This window comes from Flagellimonas yonaguniensis (genome assembly GCF_029193885.1).
In the GTDB taxonomy this organism is placed as follows: domain Bacteria; phylum Bacteroidota; class Bacteroidia; order Flavobacteriales; family Flavobacteriaceae; genus Flagellimonas; species Flagellimonas yonaguniensis.
In genome coordinates, this window is the sequence record NZ_JARFVB010000018.1 from 24,299 (window position 1) to 40,956 (window position 16,658).

Annotated in this window: 16 protein-coding genes; all 16 read left to right on the forward strand. The window is 44.2% G+C overall.

Going from position 1 to position 16,658, the window contains the following annotated elements; translation table 11 throughout:
• Positions 1-8 precede the first annotated feature (8 nt).
• The 16 genes from PY092_RS17935 (at position 9) to PY092_RS18010 (ending at position 16,656) form a co-directional block, all read left to right on the forward strand.
• Positions 9-680 carry a metal-dependent transcriptional regulator gene (locus tag PY092_RS17935; protein ID WP_163627750.1) on the forward strand — a complete coding sequence of 224 codons (672 nt, stop codon included), beginning with the start codon at positions 9-11 and terminating at the stop codon, positions 678-680.
• 203 nt (positions 681-883) lie between these two features.
• Positions 884-2,083, forward strand: coding sequence for a di-heme oxidoredictase family protein (locus PY092_RS17940; protein ID WP_163627752.1), 1,200 nt, complete (start codon positions 884-886; stop codon positions 2,081-2,083).
• Position 2,084: 1 nt separating this feature from the next.
• Complete coding sequence (locus tag PY092_RS17945; RefSeq protein WP_163627754.1) at positions 2,085-2,519, forward strand: QcrA and Rieske domain-containing protein; 435 nt, start codon at positions 2,085-2,087, stop codon at positions 2,517-2,519.
• On the forward strand, positions 2,516-3,739 hold the full coding sequence (locus tag PY092_RS17950; protein ID WP_163627756.1) for a hypothetical protein: 1,224 nt from the start codon (positions 2,516-2,518) through the stop codon (positions 3,737-3,739). Before PY092_RS17945 ends, PY092_RS17950 begins: the two co-directional genes overlap by 4 nt.
• 98 nt (positions 3,740-3,837) lie before the next feature.
• On the forward strand, positions 3,838-4,146 hold the full coding sequence (locus PY092_RS17955) for a DUF6660 family protein (RefSeq protein WP_163627758.1): 309 nt from the start codon (positions 3,838-3,840) through the stop codon (positions 4,144-4,146).
• Between the two features lie 114 nt (positions 4,147-4,260).
• Positions 4,261-8,664, forward strand: a complete 4,404-nt coding sequence (locus PY092_RS17960) for a CusA/CzcA family heavy metal efflux RND transporter (protein WP_163627760.1) — start codon at positions 4,261-4,263, stop codon at positions 8,662-8,664.
• Between the two features lie 18 nt (positions 8,665-8,682).
• Entirely contained in the window at positions 8,683-9,921 is a 1,239-nt protein-coding gene (locus PY092_RS17965) for an efflux RND transporter periplasmic adaptor subunit (protein WP_163627762.1), read from the forward strand.
• Positions 9,922-10,016: 95 nt separating this feature from the next.
• Positions 10,017-10,355, forward strand: a complete 339-nt coding sequence (locus PY092_RS17970; protein ID WP_163627764.1) for a P-II family nitrogen regulator — start codon at positions 10,017-10,019, stop codon at positions 10,353-10,355.
• A 14-nt stretch (positions 10,356-10,369) separates the two neighbouring features.
• A complete protein-coding gene (locus PY092_RS17975) occupies positions 10,370-10,792 on the forward strand; it encodes a Fur family transcriptional regulator (RefSeq protein WP_163627766.1) in 423 nt (140 codons plus the stop codon).
• 23 nt (positions 10,793-10,815) lie between these two features.
• Positions 10,816-11,175, forward strand: a complete 360-nt coding sequence (locus tag PY092_RS17980) for a SpoIIAA family protein (RefSeq protein ID WP_163627768.1) — start codon at positions 10,816-10,818, stop codon at positions 11,173-11,175.
• Between the two features lie 220 nt (positions 11,176-11,395).
• The gene (locus PY092_RS17985; protein ID WP_163627770.1) at positions 11,396-11,620 is read left to right on the forward strand and encodes a hypothetical protein; all 225 of its coding nucleotides are present in this window, start codon (positions 11,396-11,398) and stop codon (positions 11,618-11,620) included.
• Between the two features lie 231 nt (positions 11,621-11,851).
• Positions 11,852-12,211, forward strand: a complete 360-nt coding sequence (locus PY092_RS17990) for a SpoIIAA family protein (RefSeq protein WP_163627772.1) — start codon at positions 11,852-11,854, stop codon at positions 12,209-12,211.
• A gap of 4 nt (positions 12,212-12,215) precedes the next feature.
• The gene (locus PY092_RS17995; protein WP_163627775.1) at positions 12,216-14,780 is read left to right on the forward strand and encodes a heavy metal translocating P-type ATPase; all 2,565 of its coding nucleotides are present in this window, start codon (positions 12,216-12,218) and stop codon (positions 14,778-14,780) included.
• 35 nt (positions 14,781-14,815) lie between these two features.
• Positions 14,816-15,289 (forward strand): Fur family transcriptional regulator, encoded by a 474-nt coding sequence (locus PY092_RS18000; protein WP_163627777.1) that lies wholly within the window; start codon positions 14,816-14,818, stop codon positions 15,287-15,289.
• Between the two features lie 210 nt (positions 15,290-15,499).
• Entirely contained in the window at positions 15,500-16,291 is a 792-nt protein-coding gene (locus PY092_RS18005) for a cation efflux transmembrane domain-containing protein (RefSeq protein WP_203532481.1), read from the forward strand.
• Positions 16,292-16,473: 182 nt separating this feature from the next.
• Positions 16,474-16,656 (forward strand): hypothetical protein, encoded by a 183-nt coding sequence (locus tag PY092_RS18010; protein WP_163627781.1) that lies wholly within the window; start codon positions 16,474-16,476, stop codon positions 16,654-16,656.
• Positions 16,657-16,658 lie beyond the last annotated feature (2 nt).

The following is a 16,658-nucleotide window of genomic DNA, read 5'->3' on the forward strand; positions in this document are numbered from 1 at the left end:
TTTGCCCTATGGACTCCTTGGTAAAAGAAAATTATCTGAAAGCACTGTTCTCCCTGTCAAATGATAAGGGAGAGGTCAATGTCAACGAACTTTCCAAACGGTTGGGCGTAAAAATGCCCTCAGCTACCAATATGATCAAGAAGCTAGCTGAAAAAAAATTGGTCCATTATGAAAAATATAAACCCGTTAGATTGACCGAAAAGGGGAGAAATGAAGCTATGCACATTATCCGTAAACATCGCCTCACGGAAATGTTTTTAGTGGAAATAATGGGGTTTGGCTGGGAGGAAGTCCATGACATTGCCGAACAAATAGAGCATGTAAAATCGCCCATATTCTTCAAAAAGATGGACGAAATTCTGAGGTATCCCTCCTTTGACCCCCATGGATCCCCTATTCCTGACATCAATGGGAATATACAAGGAAAACAGTATTATAAACTTAGTGAATGTGTAAAGGGACAGAAGGTGATATTTAAAGCTGTGGAGAGTTCTTCAGAGGAATTTTTAAAGTTCCTGAACAATAAGAGTCTGTCCTTGGAAACTAAAATCGAGGTCATTTCCGTCGAACCTTTCGATGGTAGCTTATCCATTTCCTATGGTCAAGGACAAAGAGAGACCCTGACCAAAATGGTCGGGGATAAAATATTGGTCACGGACAAGGACTTGTCCAGTAAGTGAAACCATTCCTTATAAACGTTTTTATCGACCTAAACGACACAACCCCTTACCATCGTCCTTGCAGCCATCAACGGTAAGAGAGTTCCTTGGAACTAGCTTAAATTAAGTCTTCCCTATTTCATATTTTATACATCTAAAAATAATTTGTTAGTCATAACTAACTTTATTACATTTACCCCTCTAAGTTTTTAATTGGACAAGGAATGTTACTTGAACTTAAATTATTTCCCAAAATCTTGGTCCTTGGACTGTTGTTGGGATCCTGTGATAAATATGAACCCGTTGCCCCTCTTGAAGAAGAACTTCTCGATGGCCCATTGGGGGGACTGACCTCCGCACAAAATGCACAATTTTTAGCGGGGGACATTGCGTTCAACGACGATGTATTCACTTCCCGATCGGGATTGGGACCTCTTTTTGTGGCCACAAACTGTGCCAGTTGCCATGCCGGGGACGGAAAGGGCACCCCGTTTACAACCCTTACACGTTTTGGACAGACGGATGCCACCGGAAACCAGTTTTTGCACTTGGGAGGCCCGCAGATACAGAACAGGGCGTTGCCGGGATATGAGCCGGAGACGGTTCCCAATGGGGCCACTTTTTCAAAGTTCACACCTCCGGCCGTTACCGGACTTGGCTTTTTGCAGTACGTGACCGATGCCGACATCATGGCCATGTCGGATCCCAATGACGATGACGGCGATGGGATATCCGGCGTTCCCAATTGGGGAACATTGAAAGAATATCTGGATCCTTTGGACAATGCGATAGCCCAGGACGGAAAGTATATCCACCGCTTCGGAAAAAAAGCGGCGGCATATGACCTGTTGCAACAGACCGTGGATGCCTATAACCAGGATATCGGTATTGCCTCTTCCTTCGACCCAAAGGATGTGTATTCCGGTCTGACGATTGACCCTGAGGTGTCGGATAAGACCATCCGGGACGTGGTCGCGTACTTGAACACCCTAAAGGCTCCCATACCCAGAAACCAGGAAGCATCACAGGTTCAGAACGGAAAGTCGCTTTTCTCCCGGATAAACTGTGCCTCATGCCATAGACCGGAACTGGTAACCGGGTATTCCCCCATCGAGGCGCTCTCCCGTAAGACATTCCAACCCTACACGGATCTTTTGTTGCATGATATGGGGCTTGGGTTGGATGATGGTTATACCGAGGGCAGTGCCCTAACCTCTGAATGGCGTACACCTCCGTTATGGGGGCTTGGGCTATCGCCCACAACCCAGGGCGGGCAATATTTCCTGTTGCATGATGGCAGGGCACATAGCATTGAAGAGGCCATCCTAATGCATGGTGGTGAGGCTGAAAATAGCAAAAACCAATACCAGAGCCTGACCCAATCCGAGAAAAACGACCTTATTAAATTTTTGGAATCCCTATAGAATGGATAGAAAAGAATTCATAAAGACCTGTGGATGTGCCTGTCTTGGGGTCTCTTCCATGGCGATACTGCTCCAAGGCTGTGTTACTACAAAAAGCATTACCGCCCCTATTGTCAGGGACCATCTTGTAATTCAAAGGACGGATTTCATGAAAGGCGAAAAAGCCGTTGAATACCTGATTGTGGACAACGGGCAATTGCAGTTTCCCATTTATATATTCCGGTTTTCGGAAACGGAGTATACGGCACTCTATCTGCGGTGCACCCATCAGGGGAACGAACTGAACGCCTATGGCGATAAATTGGTCTGCTCCGCACACGGCAGCGAATTTGATAACAAAGGAAATGTGATCCAAGGACCTGCCAAGGAAGCCTTGAGGTCCTTTCCGGTGCAGATAACCGACCAAAACATCCTTATCTCATTAAAAAAAGCATGAAACACCTCATTACCAAATTGTTATTGTTATTTGCAACAGCGTTACAGGCCCAGATAGACTCCACCCTTATCAAGAGAGCCCAGTTAGATACAACAAAACAAGGCCTCAATATGGATGCAGTCTACGACCGTCCTTTTTTGAGCTTTGGAAAGGTCCCTGTTTCCGTGGGCGGCTATGTGGAAGCAAATTGGCAGCACCTGGGAACGGACGGGGTTTCCGAGGGGCATCAGTTCCAAATGCGCAGGATGACCCTGTTCGTATCCTCGTCCATTGGCAAAAAACTCAAGTTCCTGAGCGAGTTGGAGTTTGAGGAAGGCGGTAAGGAAATAGCCATAGAGTTTGCCTCCTTGGATGTGGAGTTCCACCCTTTGCTGAACCTTCGGGGGGGGATCATCATGAATCCCATAGGGGCCTTTAACCAAAACCATGACGGCCCCAAATGGGAGTTTACCGACAGGCCCATCCCTGCCACACAGATGCTTCCCGCTACATGGAGCAATGCCGGGTTCGGCCTGTTTGGGAAGACCTATCGCAAGGACTGGATGTTCGGCTATGAACTGTATCTTTCGGGAGGGTTCGATAACTCGATCATTGACAATTCGGAAAACAAGACCTTTCTGCCCGCCGCCAAGGAAAACGGGGAACGGTTTGAGGAATCGGCAAGTGGCACACCGTTGACCACGGCCAAAATAGCGATAAGACATAATACCTTCGGTGAGATCGGGCTGTCCTATATGGGAGGCATCTACAACACTTTTGAAGATGATGGTATTGAACTGGACAAAAAAAGAAGGGTCAATGTCTATGCCATTGATTACAACAACACGCTGCCAAAGCTGAACACCTATCTTACAGGTGAATGGGCCTGGGTACAGGTGGATATCCCCAACACTTATACACAACAATACGGGAGCAAACAGCACGGCGGGTTTTTGGACATTGTCCAACCTGTCCTGGACCGGAAAATGTTGGGCTGGGACAACGCCACCCTGAACCTGGCGTGCCGGTTTGAATACGTCGATTGGAACGTGGGAACCTTTAACGAGACGGGGGACGAAATCGGCGATGAGATCTGGAGCATCATGCCGGCCATCAGTTTCAGGCCATCCCCACAGACGGTATTCCGCCTCAACTATCGCATCCAAAGACAAAAGGATATTTTGAACAATGAACCTGCAAGGACAGGAGGTTTTATTTTTGGGATTTCATCGTATTTTTAAAAGTCGCCGATAGACCACTTGGCTGTTTATCACCTAAGTTGACCCTCCCTTTATAACTTTGCACAAGCGTTGCATTAGTAATTTCATATATTTGCAATGTGAAAGTTTTAACCGTCATATTGTCCTTTTACTTCTTGGCACTCAATATAGTGCCCTGTGGCGACTCGGTGCAGGCCAATGGCGATTCCCAAGTCGTTTCAGTGGTGGATTTTGATGGTGATCACAGTCAGGATGGTGAGCTTTGTTCACCCTTTTGCCAGTGTCATTGCTGCCATGTGCATACCATTGATTTTGGCATTCTTGAATTTGAACCGATTCAAGTAGATATTTCAAATGAAAGCTTTGTACATTTTGATAAACATGGCAAAGATTTCACCCCTTCGCTTTACCAACCCCCAAAAGTTTAATTCAGTTTAAGGATAACCCTATCCTTTTTGAACCCCTACCAAAGGTTTCCATCACTTCGATGTACGCCATGGGTTTGGCATATATCAAAAGTTTAACTGAATTAATATATTTCCATGATTAACAAAATCATTTCATTTTCCATTAATAACAAGTTTATTATTGGCTTGTTTATAGTGGCACTGGTCGGTACGGGCATATGGTCCATGGCCACTATAAACTTGGGTTCCGTACCCGATATTACAAACAATCAAGTGCAGGTGATAACCACCGCGCCAAACCTCGGCACAGAGGATATCGAGCAATTTGTCACCTATCCCGTAGAACTGGCCATGGCCAATCTTCCTGATGTTGTTGAACTCCGTTCCGTCTCCAGGTTCGGCCTATCCGTGGTCACCATTGTCTTTAAGGACGAGGCAGGGACCTACCTGCCACGACAACTCGTACAGGAAAAGCTCGCAGAGGTCAGTGAGGAAATCCCTGAAGGGTTTGGGACCCCATTTATGGCTCCCATTACAACTGGTCTGGGAGAAATATTCCAATATACCCTAAAGGTGGAAGAGGGTTACGAAGAGCAATATGATGCAATGGAACTGCGTACCATCCAGGACTGGTTGGTAAAACGTCAGATGGCATTGGTTCCCGGTGTTGTTGAAGTCAATGCCTTTGGAGGTTATGTAAAACAATATGAAGTGGCACTCAATCCCGATAAACTTAAAAGTTTTGGGATTACAATGGGTCAAGTTTTTGAGGCCCTGAAAGTGAACAACGCCAATACAGGTGGTGCTTATATTGAAAAAAACCATCAAGCGAACTTTATACGCGGGGAAGGATTGGCCCGTAGTATCGAGGATTTGAAAAACACAGTTGTCGTTTCTCAAAATGGCACACCCGTATTGGTAAGGGATGTTGCGGAGCGGGTTGGCTACGGAAGCCAAGTAAGATATGGTGCATTCACCCAAGATGGGCACGAATCCGTAGGAGGGCAAATTTTAATGCTCAAAGGGGAAAGCCCCAGTAATGTCATTAAAAATGTAGAAAAGCGCATAACGGAAATTCAAAAATCGCTGCCAGATGGGGTTTATATCGAACCATTTTTAAGCAGGAGCGAACTTATTGCGAGGACCACGAGCACGGTCGAAAAAAATCTTATTGAAGGATCATTGATTGTAATATTCGTACTTGTTCTTTTATTGGGAAGCCTAAGGGGTGGATTGATTACCGCATCAGTTATACCCTTATCGTTGTTGTTCGCCTTTATTTTAATGAAACAATTTGGGGTATGGGCAAACCTAATGTCCCTCGGGGCCATAGACTTTGGTATCATCGTTGATGGCGCGGTGATCATTGTAGAAGGGATGGTGTTCCATATTCATCAACGGATGAAAAAGTCGACCAAGATCATTGAGCAACCGGAAATGGATGAAATCGCATATGAGTCTGCCAGCACTATGATGAACTCTGCATTTTTTGGACAATTGATCATCCTTATTGTATTTACACCGATTCTCTTTTTGACAGGGGTTGAGGGCAAAATGTTCCGTCCCATGGCATTTACTTTTGGTTTTGCGGTTTTAGGTGCAATTATTCTGTGCCTTACCTATGTCCCAATGATTTCATCCATGTTTCTAAAGCCGGCAAAGAACAAAAATAGTTGGTTTGCAAAATTCGAGAACCGTATAGACCGATTCAGTGATAAAATTATGTCCGGTCTCAATAAAGCATACAAACCCTTATTATCCTTTGCACTTCGTTTCAAAGCCGGCGTTGTTATGGGCGCGGTCGCATTGTTGTTGATCACCGGATTTATCTTTAGTAATATGGGTGGCGAATTTATCCCTAAACTTGACGAGGGCGATATAGCCATGCAGGCATTGATAAAACCCGGCAGTAGCCTTACCGAATCCATTGAAGCTTCCAAAAAACTACAAAATATCATTGGTCAATTCCCAGAGGTTAAAACAATGATATCGCGTATTGGGGTCGCAGAAATACCTACCGATCCCATGCCCATGGATATTGCCGATAGCTATATCATTCTTGAAAAGGATAAAAGCAAATGGACGAGTGCCGAAAGCAAAGAGGAACTTATCGAAAAAATCAAGGAAAAAATAGCCGTGATCCCAGGTGTGAACTTTGTGTTTACCCAACCCGTGGAACTGCGTTTTAATGAACTTTTGACCGGGGTCCGGGAAGACGTTGCCATTAAACTATATGGAGAAGACCTTGGTGTGCTGGCCGATAAGATACAGGAAATTGCAGCAGTGATAAGGACTGTTCCCGGTGCTGCTGACATAAATGTTGAAGCAACCAGCGGCTTGCCTCAAATGACCGTGGAATATAATCGTCCTAAAATGGCACAGTACGGAGTGACCATCGATAAAATGAACGATTATGTCAGTGCCGCTTTTGCCGGAGAAAAGGCGAGCGTAATTTTTGAAGGTGAAAAGCGATTTGACGTGGTCATTCGATTGGCCAAAGAATATAGACAGGATATCAACAATTTGAAAAATCTCTATATCGATTTGCCAAACGGCAATCAAGTACCCCTTAAAGAGGTTGCGAACATCAGCTATAAGCCCGGACCTATGCAAATTTCAAGGGACAATACCTATCGCCGTATATCTGTGGGGGTCAACGTCAGGGGGCGTGATGTTAAATCCATGGTTGAGGAAATTCAACAAAAATTGGATGCCGAGGTCAAGCTTCCACCTGGCTATTATGTGACCTATGGCGGTTCTTTTGAAAACCTGCAACGGGCGTCAGACCGTTTAATGATAGTAGTGCCGATTGCCCTTGCGCTCATCTTCATACTGCTCTATTTTGCGTTGAACTCGTTTTCACAATCGATAATGATATACATGGCGGTGCCATTGGCGGCCATTGGTGGAGTCTTTGCATTATTGGTACGAGGCATGCCTTTTAGTATCTCCGCAGGGGTCGGTTTTATCGTGCTCTTTGGGGTTGCAGTATTAAATGGGCTTGTCCTTATCAATAAATTCAATGAATTAAAAGAAAGCGGAATGACAAATTTAAAAGATAGAATATATGAGGCCACCCACGAGCGGTTACGTCCCATACTCCTAACGGCAACTGCCGCCATTATGGGTTTTATACCAATGGCCATATCCACCTCGGGTGGTGCCGAAGTGCAACGGCCTTTGGCAACGGTGGTTATTGGTGGCTTGATTTCGGCAACGTTCTTGACATTGGTGGTGATCCCGGTACTTTACAGTTGGCTGGAGGTGCGCAAAGAACGTAAAAACAATGGAGGCGACACAAGTTACATCAAGAAAAGTACAACGATTCTTCTGGTGTTATTCAGTTTGGGAGGTTTCATGACCCCAAATTCGGTAAGTGCCCAGGACGGCCGGATGAGCCAAGTCGTCACTTTGGAAGAAGCCATCGCCATGGCAAAGGAAAATTATCCTTCCCTTAAGGAAAGCCAAGCCTTTATTGCGCGTGAGCAGGCGCTGAAAGGTACTAGCTTCGATTTGGGAAATACACAGGTGTTTACCGGAAAGGAAGAGTTCGGCAATGACCTACCCGGTGTACAGACCACTATTGGCGTACAACAAGGGAATATAGATCTGCTTTCAGGTTTTTCAAAATCGAGGTTCTATAGGGAACGTGTCAAGTTGGGCGAAACATTCTATGCGGTCAATGAGCAGCAGTTGATCCGAAATGTAATGCAGGCCTATGACCGTATCAATTTCAACAAGGCACAATTGCGGTTTGCGGAACAGCTGGACAGTGTTTATGCCAACTTTAGGACGGCGGCACAATTGCGCTATGATACCGGGGAGACCGGCAAACTTGAATTTATTTCTGCTTCTTCGGAATATCAACAAATACAGGTATTGCGACAACAGGCCTACGACGATATTGAAATTGCGAAAAGGGCACTGAAGCAGTATCTGGGCATTGACCAGGAAATAGAAACCGTGGAAATGCCCTATGAACCCATGGATTTTATAGGCCGCTTGGATTCAACTTCCGTAACCAACAATCCCATGCTTCAATATACCATGCAAAATGCTGAAGTTAGCAAAGCAAACATCGGTGTGGAAAAAGCGCAGTTCCTGCCCAAGTTCAACTTAACGTATGGAAGGCAGGTTGTGGATGATGTATCAGGTTTTAACACCTATCAGGCCGGGATCAGTATACCACTTTGGTTCTTTCCGCAAAAATCAAGGGTAAAGGCGGCCAAAGCCGAAGCCATGATGGCAGAAAATCAATATTTGGAACAAAAAGCAGTGACCGAAAGTAGAGTCTCACAGCTCATAAAATCCTTGGAAAAAACGCAAAAAACACTTGATTACTATCAGGAAGGCGCATTGCTCTTGGCCGAGGAACAAATTACCACGGCAGAACTGGCCTCTATGGAAGGTGAGATTGATTATGTAAACTATATCACGATTCTCAACAGTGCCATCAGGATAAAACAAAATCATTTACAGTTTATATATCAGTACAACCAGCAGTTCATTGAACTACAATACCAATTGGGCAACCTATAATCCACAAAAGAAAAAGAAATGAAAAATATAGCGATAACAAGTATCATATTTATGGGCCTTTTGACAATGGGCTGCAACGACAAGCCCAATTCAGAATTGGGACATAATGAAGAAAGCACTGCCGCCGAAAATATGAAGGGTGAGGAAGGTGCACACAGTGAAGGCGGTGAAAATCATGAGGAAGAGGAAGGCGTGGTAGTGCTGACCAATGACCAAATCGAAACTATCGGACTTGAGACCAAAATATTGGAAAAACGTAATCTCGGCAATAATATCAAGGTTACCGGAAGGCTCGAACTTTTCCCCCAGGACAAGGCCAATATCAGTCCGTTCATGGGCGGTAACGTGAGGTCAATCAAGGTAATAGAAGGAGATAAAGTACGTAAGGGCGAGGTACTTGCCTATCTTGAACATCCGGATATTATAAGTATGCAGCAGGAATATCAGGAAAAAAATGACGAACTCGTGTTCCTGAAGCAGGATTTTGAGCGGAAAAAGACATTGTTCGACAAGGGTGTTTCCTCGGGAAAGGAATTCCAGATGGCTCAATCAAAATTTCGTTCCACCTCCTCTAGTGTTAACGGCTTAAAGGCAAAACTGCGATTATTGGGAATTAACACGTCCAAGGTAGAAGAAGGTGAAATCTACTCTGCCATCCCAATAACAACACCTATCTCGGGCTATGTGGATGAGGTAATGGTAAGCCTTGGCGATTATGTTGCGCCCCAGTCCAAGATGTTCGCTGTAAGCGATAATTCAAAAATCCATTTGGACCTTAAAGTTTATGAAAAAGATATTCCGAAGGTAAAGGTGGGACAAAAAATAATTTTTACAGTGGCCTCTAAACCTGATGAACTATTGACCGCAGAGGTCCATTCCGTCGGTAAGACTTTCGAGGAAGACCCTAAGGCATTGCACGTTCACGCCGATATAGACAATAAAAATGGCGACCTTCTTCCGGGAATGTATGTTGAGGGCAGGATTACTGAAGGGGAAAAATCTGGATATGCCGTTACAGAGGAAGCTATCGTTAAGGAAGCCGAACAGTCATACATTTTTATTTTAGAAGAGGATGGAGAAACTGAGGGGAATAGGACGAAATTTAAAAGAATTCCTGTAAGCACGGGCATAAATGACCTTGGTTTTGTTGAAATCAATATTCCTACAGAAATGGCCAAAAACATTAAGGTTGTCACCGTTGGGGCCTATACCCTTTCTTCTGAAATGGTCAAGGGCGAACTCGAACACGGACATTAATTCAATAACCATCAAAGGTTTTGATTCCGGGTCTGTTTTCCCCTTAGTTAGTTAAAAATAAACAGTCCCGGGTCAAAATCATAAAAGATAAAAAGATGAAAGAAATAAAAGCATTTATAAAACCGAACAGGATACAACGGGTCATTGAAGCCCTCAGCGATAATGGGTTTAAGAGCATGACCCTATCACAGGCCGAAGGGACCGGGGCATTCAAGGCAAAAGGTGCCAAACCCTCACTTGATTTTCATGTGACGGACAGTCCCGTGGTAAAAGTGGAACTGGTCTGCCAGAACGAGGAGGCCCAAACGGCAATAGACATCATTCTTAAAAATGGCAGGACGCCCGATCCTGGTGATGGTATAATCTATCTGTCCAACATTGAAGATGCTTTCCAGATAAAGACCGGGGAATCCTTAAAACGTTACGACCATTAAACTGTTTACAACCAATGGAAAAAATAGTGAAAAAGTTGGAGAGCAGGGGCATTCGCCCGACGGCAATGCGCCTGATAACCTATAAACGGTTGGCGCAGTTGAACGTTGCCGTTAGCTTGGGCGAACTTGAAAAACATTTTGAACGTTCGGAGCGGAGCACGCTTTTTCGTACCATGAAGACCTTTGAAGAAAATGCCATCGTGCATCAAATCGAAGATGGAACAGGCGTCATTAAATATGCACTATGCGAGGAAGATTGTGAATGTGAGGTCGGTAACGACCTCCATTTACACTTTCATTGCAATAGCTGTGGGGAAACGGTGTGCCTGACGGATCATAAAATCCCACAGATCAACCTGCCCGAAGGCTATGTGGCAGAAGATATCAATCTTGTGGCAAAGGGAGTCTGTGGGAAATGCAATGATGGCCTGGAGTAACATTTTAATTAAAAATTGGAACAATGGTGACGATCTATAAAAAGGAATGTAAAGTTTATATGGTAGCTCGAAATGGACTTGATGCTACGGATCATGAAAATTTGATCCTTCAACTAAAAGACCATATACAGGCACACAACAAAGTGTACTGGTATATTGAGATGGAAAATTTTAAGGCATGGACTGCAAGCTCATATTGGAATGATATTGTTCTTAAACTTCCGAATGAGGAACGTCTAAAACGGGTCGCATTGGTAGGAAATGAAAAATGGCACGAACAGTTTACGGAGGTTTTGACACCCTTTACAAGGGCTCACATGAAATTCTTCGGACCCAGTGAAAAAGATTTGGCCAAAGAATGGATAGAGAAAAAAAACAATTAAAAACAGTTCAATTAATTTTAATGTAAAAACTATAATATACAATCAGATTACCCATAAATACATAGGATATGTCGGGGGGTATCTGGATGTTTATCGTCCCAGGGAGAAACAAAAAAAATTACACAATAAAAATCCGGGGGTTGGCGTGAATCGAATTAAGAGAAAAAGAGTTTGAACAGCAAAAAAAAGTTGTTTTGGGAAAATTAAAAAATAATCGATAATGAAACTGCTTAGTGACAAAAGTGATTTCAAAAACGAAGTACTGGACAACCAAGGACTTCCCATTGCTATTGCGCTTGGATTTATAGCGGGCATATTTATGGCACAACCATTGGGCATTTCCCTGTTGCATTATGGCCTGGGTGGCGATGCGGCAACTGGTGGCATTTGTCCTAAGAAGGATTTCGACAAATCATGGGGTTTGGGGCTATGGACCAAACCTTGAAAAATGTCCTGTTCGGCACAAGGGGAAGCAGTATCGCACTGATGTTTTAAACAAAAAAGGAAATCTCTTGTGTTAGGTGCCTAAATCAGTAAAACCGTGTGTTCAAATCCGGGTGGCCGCCCATATTTTTTGACCAGCACTGGGAACGGTTCCCGGGAATAGGATTATCTGAAGCTCTGGATTATATGGAAATGCACCTAAGTTGATATAAATCCGATAAAAAAGTGAAAAATGACACAGCTATTGAACATAGAAAAAGAAAACGTAATTGCCGCCAAAATCAAGGGCAAAATCACAAAGAGGGATATAGAAAAAATCCATCCGCTGATCCACACCATCACCAAAAAAGGCCATAAGGTACATTTTTACTTTGAACTGGAAGAATTTCACGGTAATGGCCCAAAAGGTTTATGGGCAGATTTAAAAGTAGATACCGCACATATATCGGAATACGGTAAAATGGCATTTGTAGGCGAAAAAAAATGGCAGGAATGGGCCGTCAAAGCCATGGATTTCTTTACTGGTTCAGAAGTCAAATATTTTGGTTTTCAAGATAAGGCAAAAGCAAAAAACTGGATACAAAACAACTAAGGACATGAAAAAACTAAAAATAAAGATTCCCGTAATCCTTCCCCAGGTGCCGGACGAAAAAGATGCCTGTGTCAATAGGCTCATTGATAAACTGAAAGGACGAGAGGGCATTGATAATGTGCACGTATCCGATGAAAAAGCGAACGGTGTTCCTCAACTCTGTTTCCATTACGACCCCGATGTCATTTCCCTTGATAGGGTACAGTCCCTGGCAGAAACAACCGGTGCCCAAATCTCAAATAAATTTGGGCATAGGTTGATAGCCGTGGATGGCATACGCCACACCCGCCATGCCCGAACCATCGAGAAAGCCCTCAAGGAGGTCGATGGGGTACTCGAAGTTTCCGTTTCCGCTTCTGGAATGATACATGTGGAATTTGATAAGGGCATTACAGGATTTGGGGCCATTCAAAAGAAAATAGAAAAACAAGGGTTGTCCATTATTGATCCGTCCATTGGCACAGAATTGTATTTACAACAAATGGAAGTATCCAACGGCGAAGAAAAATCGAGGGTTATTCAGAATAAAAAGGAAAAACAACACCTTGAAGCAAATGGCAAAGGCCACGTTCACAAAAAGGGTGAGGACCATGTTGATGAACAGGGCGAAGACCATGTGCATGCACACGGCGGTATTTTTGGAAAGAACACCGAACTTATTTTTGCCCTAATTTGCGGAGTCATTCTTGGAATAGGTTTTGGGTTGTCCTACCTAGCGGCAGTTCCGGATTGGGTAAGCTTATCCCTGTATATAGGAGCCTATTTTTTTGGCGGTTATTTTACTGCAAAAGAGGCCGTCCAGACTGTTGCCAAAGGTGGTTTTGAAATCGATTTTTTGATGCTGGTGGCCGCCATTGGTGCAGCTATTCTGGGTGAATGGGAAGAAGGTGCACTCCTATTGTTCCTGTTCAGTTTGGGGCATGCCCTAGAGCATTATGCAATGGAGAAGGCACGAAAATCCATCGCGGCACTGGCAGATTTGGCCCCAAAAACCGCCTTGCTGAAAAAAGATGGCAGGACCGAAGAGGTCGGAATCGAAAAGTTGGGTATTGGCGATATCATTGTGGTCAAGCCAAACAGTAAAATATCCGCTGACGGTGTTGTGGTCGATGGAGAAAGCAGTGTCAACCAAGCTCCCATAACCGGGGAAAGTGTACCGGTAGATAAAGTTCCCGTTCAAGATATTGACAGGGACTATTCAGAGGAAGATGATATAAAGGACGAAAACCGTGTTTTTGCGGGAACCATTAACGGTAACAACACCCTTGATATAAAGGTGATCAAGGAGGCAAAGGACTCAACGCTATCCCGATTGGTAAAGTTGGTAAATGAAGCGCAGACCCAAAAATCGCCCACACAGTTGCTTACCGATAAATTTGAAAGGTACTTTGTGCCTTCCGTACTGGTACTGGTCGTACTATTGCTTTTTGCTTTTTTGGTCATAGACGAGCCGTTCAGCGCCAGTTTTTATAGAGCAATGGCAGTACTGGTAGCCGCTAGCCCCTGCGCATTGGCGATTTCGACACCGAGTGCGGTTTTGAGCGGGGTGGCTAGGGCCGCCCGTGGCGGAGTGTTGATCAAAGGGGGGCGACCTTTGGAAGACTTGGGGACACTCACCGCCCTGGCATTTGACAAGACAGGCACCCTGACAGAAGGAAAGCCTAAACTCACAGAAGTGGTCCCCCTTGGGAAACTATCGGAAAATGAACTATTAAAAATAGCCGTAGCGGTAGAAAACCTTAGTGACCACCCTTTGGCAAAAGCCGTGGTCCGAGATGGCAAGGAGCGCCTGAAAGGTGGCGAAATACCCGATGCTTCCGATTTGGAAGCCGTACTGGGCAAGGGTATTAAGGCTTCCTTGGGCGATGATAAAATCTATATAGGGAACCTTGACCTCTATGAAGGGCTTGATGAGAGTTCGCCTTCCGAAGAGATAACAATAAAAGTCCGTGGTCTTGAAGGGGGGGGCAATACGACTATGCTCGTTAGGAAGAATGAAGAATACGTAGGCATCATCGCCCTAATGGACACCCCTCGTGAAGCCGCCAAGGCAACCCTTAAAAAATTAAAGGAAATCGGTATCAAACGAATGATTATGCTTACGGGCGATAACCAAAAAGTGGCCGATGCCGTTGCCAAAGAAATAGGGTTGACCGATGCCTGGGGCAGTCTATTGCCCGAAGAAAAGGTGGATGCCATTAAAAAACTAAAGAAAAAGGAGTCCAAGGTGGCGATGGTAGGTGATGGCGTTAATGATGCACCTGCGATGGCAAACAGTACCGTAGGTATTGCGATGGGTGCCGCAGGAAGCGATGTGGCCTTGGAAACCGCCGATGTTGCCCTTATGGGCGATAAGTTGGAGACATTACCCTTTGCCATTGGCCTGAGCCGAAAGGCAAAAGCAATCATAAAGCAGAACTTATGGGTTAGCCTTGGCATTGTGGCATTGCTTATTCCCTCTACCATATTCGGGTTCGCCAATATCGGAATCGCGGTGGTAATACATGAAGGCTCAACCTTATTGGTCGTTTTCAATGCCTTGCGCTTATTGGCTTACAATGGAAAATAAGAATATGGATGGCACGGTTTTAATCCCCATGTAAAATGACGCTTACTGAGAAAACACTTTTACGGCTCGGCATCAGACCCACTGTGATGAGGGTCAAGATGTATCAATATCTTAAGCGGAGACAAAGTGCGGTATCCTTGGTCGAGATGGAAAAAACTTTTGCCCAAAAAGGCGTGAACAAGAAAACAGTCCATAAAACAACATTTTATAGGACTATCAACCTCTTTATGGAACAAGGTCTGGTCCATCAGATTGATGATGGAACATACATTGCAAAATATGCACTTTCTGATAGAAGTCACATAGACAAACACGATAAAGACTTACATATGCATTTTCATTGCACCGTATGTGGAAAAACACTATGTCTGCCGGATAGAATATCAGAAAAAAGCTTGCCTGATGATTATGAAGTGAGCAATGCTAACCTGGTATTAAAAGGGGTATGTAAAAGTTGTAGAAAAAATAACAAGGATGAAGAAGCTTCAGCAGTTGACCAAGGAAATTAACGAATTTACATTGAGAATTGAGCAGGACTATCCTGAACTATACCAATATCTTGATGAAAATCCCATTACAATCCGTGATTGTGAAACACCTTAGATTTCCGTCAACCCGTTCGTGGAATATTTGGATAGCCTAAAGTCATTCTTGGAAAGATATATAGGGTCGCATAAAAAAATGAAGCCCTGAAATATAATTGATTCAGTAGTATATTAATGAACAAAAGCACTTTTAAAATCAGTAAAATGGACTGCCCTTCAGAAGAGCAGATGATTCGGATGAAGTTGGAGTCCCATACACAAGTAAAACACTTGGATTTTGATATTCCCAACAGAAAATTGGAAGTATATCACTTGGACGGCACCAAGGAGATACAAACGTCCATAGCCAGCTTACAACTTGGGGATTCCCTAGAGGGAACCATAGAAGCCGAACCGCCCGTAATGGAAGAACAATCCAAACAAAAAAGAATGCTTTGGTGGGTCTTGGGCATCAACTTTGGCTTTTTCGTTATCGAAATGACCACTGGTTGGATTTCCTCTTCAATGGGACTTGTGGCGGATTCGTTGGATATGCTGGCAGATTCCATCGTTTACAGCCTGAGCTTGTTTGCTGTAGGCGCAGCCATGTCACGCAAGAAAAATATAGCCAAAATCAGCGGCTATTTTCAAATGGGATTGGCCCTCTTGGGCTTTTCAGAAGTACTGCGTAGGTTTTTCAGCGATACTGGAACGCCCTTGTTCCAATGGATGATCATAGTTTCAATTTTCGCATTGGCAGGTAATTTGATTTCCCTCTGGCTCATCAACAAAACCAAGAGCCAAGAGGCCCACATGCAGGCGAGCGCCATTTTTACGTCCAATGATATCATTGTGAACGGCGGTGTTATAGTTGCAGGTGTGCTGGTCTATTTTCTGAACAGCAAATGGCCCGATTTGATAATTGGTGGCATCGTCTTCATGTTTGTGATGCGGGGCGCCTTAAGAATATTGAAACTGTCGAAGTAGCTTCAGAAAGCCTAGGATTAGAAATATGATGACCAAAAAACAATGAATATCCAGATTTGGGCAATAGTATTGGGATCGACGACCTGGGGACGCGTTCGGGTTCGAACAGATTGTTAAGGTCATTGAAGATGCTCCAAAGCTGGGGCTGAATAAATGGTGGACAGCCATCAAAATTATTGAATATGTCCAAGAACAGAAGGGAGAGAAGGCTTGCGAAAAAAGATAGAAAACCCATGAATGGAGGAATAACGAAGAAAGACAAAGTCTCATGTATGTTGATATTTACCGCAATGTTCATAGTACTTCTCCTCCTTTACTTTTTAGAGGCCATTCTATATTTCTTTTACCTTCTTATTGAAACGTAACA

What these genes read in the sequence shown, in the direction of transcription:
- PY092_RS17990 (WP_163627772.1), top strand. Translation starts at nt 11,852, where the DNA reads ATGACACAGCTATTGAACATAGAAAAAGAAAACGTAATTGCCGCCAAA.
- PY092_RS17960 (WP_163627760.1), top strand. Translation starts at nt 4,261, where the DNA reads ATGATTAACAAAATCATTTCATTTTCCATTAATAACAAGTTTATTATT.
- PY092_RS18005 (WP_203532481.1), top strand. Translation starts at nt 15,500, where the DNA reads ATGAACAAAAGCACTTTTAAAATCAGTAAAATGGACTGCCCTTCAGAA.
- PY092_RS17950 (WP_163627756.1), top strand. Translation starts at nt 2,516, where the DNA reads ATGAAACACCTCATTACCAAATTGTTATTGTTATTTGCAACAGCGTTA.
- PY092_RS17965 (WP_163627762.1), top strand. Translation starts at nt 8,683, where the DNA reads ATGAAAAATATAGCGATAACAAGTATCATATTTATGGGCCTTTTGACA.
- PY092_RS17945 (WP_163627754.1), top strand. Translation starts at nt 2,085, where the DNA reads ATGGATAGAAAAGAATTCATAAAGACCTGTGGATGTGCCTGTCTTGGG.
- PY092_RS18010 (WP_163627781.1), top strand. Translation starts at nt 16,474, where the DNA reads ATGTCCAAGAACAGAAGGGAGAGAAGGCTTGCGAAAAAAGATAGAAAA.
- PY092_RS17970 (WP_163627764.1), top strand. Translation starts at nt 10,017, where the DNA reads ATGAAAGAAATAAAAGCATTTATAAAACCGAACAGGATACAACGGGTC.
- PY092_RS17935 (WP_163627750.1), top strand. Translation starts at nt 9, where the DNA reads ATGGACTCCTTGGTAAAAGAAAATTATCTGAAAGCACTGTTCTCCCTG.
- PY092_RS17940 (WP_163627752.1), top strand. Translation starts at nt 884, where the DNA reads ATGTTACTTGAACTTAAATTATTTCCCAAAATCTTGGTCCTTGGACTG.
- PY092_RS17985 (WP_163627770.1), top strand. Translation starts at nt 11,396, where the DNA reads ATGAAACTGCTTAGTGACAAAAGTGATTTCAAAAACGAAGTACTGGAC.
- PY092_RS18000 (WP_163627777.1), top strand. Translation starts at nt 14,816, where the DNA reads ATGACGCTTACTGAGAAAACACTTTTACGGCTCGGCATCAGACCCACT.
- PY092_RS17975 (WP_163627766.1), top strand. Translation starts at nt 10,370, where the DNA reads ATGGAAAAAATAGTGAAAAAGTTGGAGAGCAGGGGCATTCGCCCGACG.
- PY092_RS17980 (WP_163627768.1), top strand. Translation starts at nt 10,816, where the DNA reads ATGGTGACGATCTATAAAAAGGAATGTAAAGTTTATATGGTAGCTCGA.
- PY092_RS17995 (WP_163627775.1), top strand. Translation starts at nt 12,216, where the DNA reads ATGAAAAAACTAAAAATAAAGATTCCCGTAATCCTTCCCCAGGTGCCG.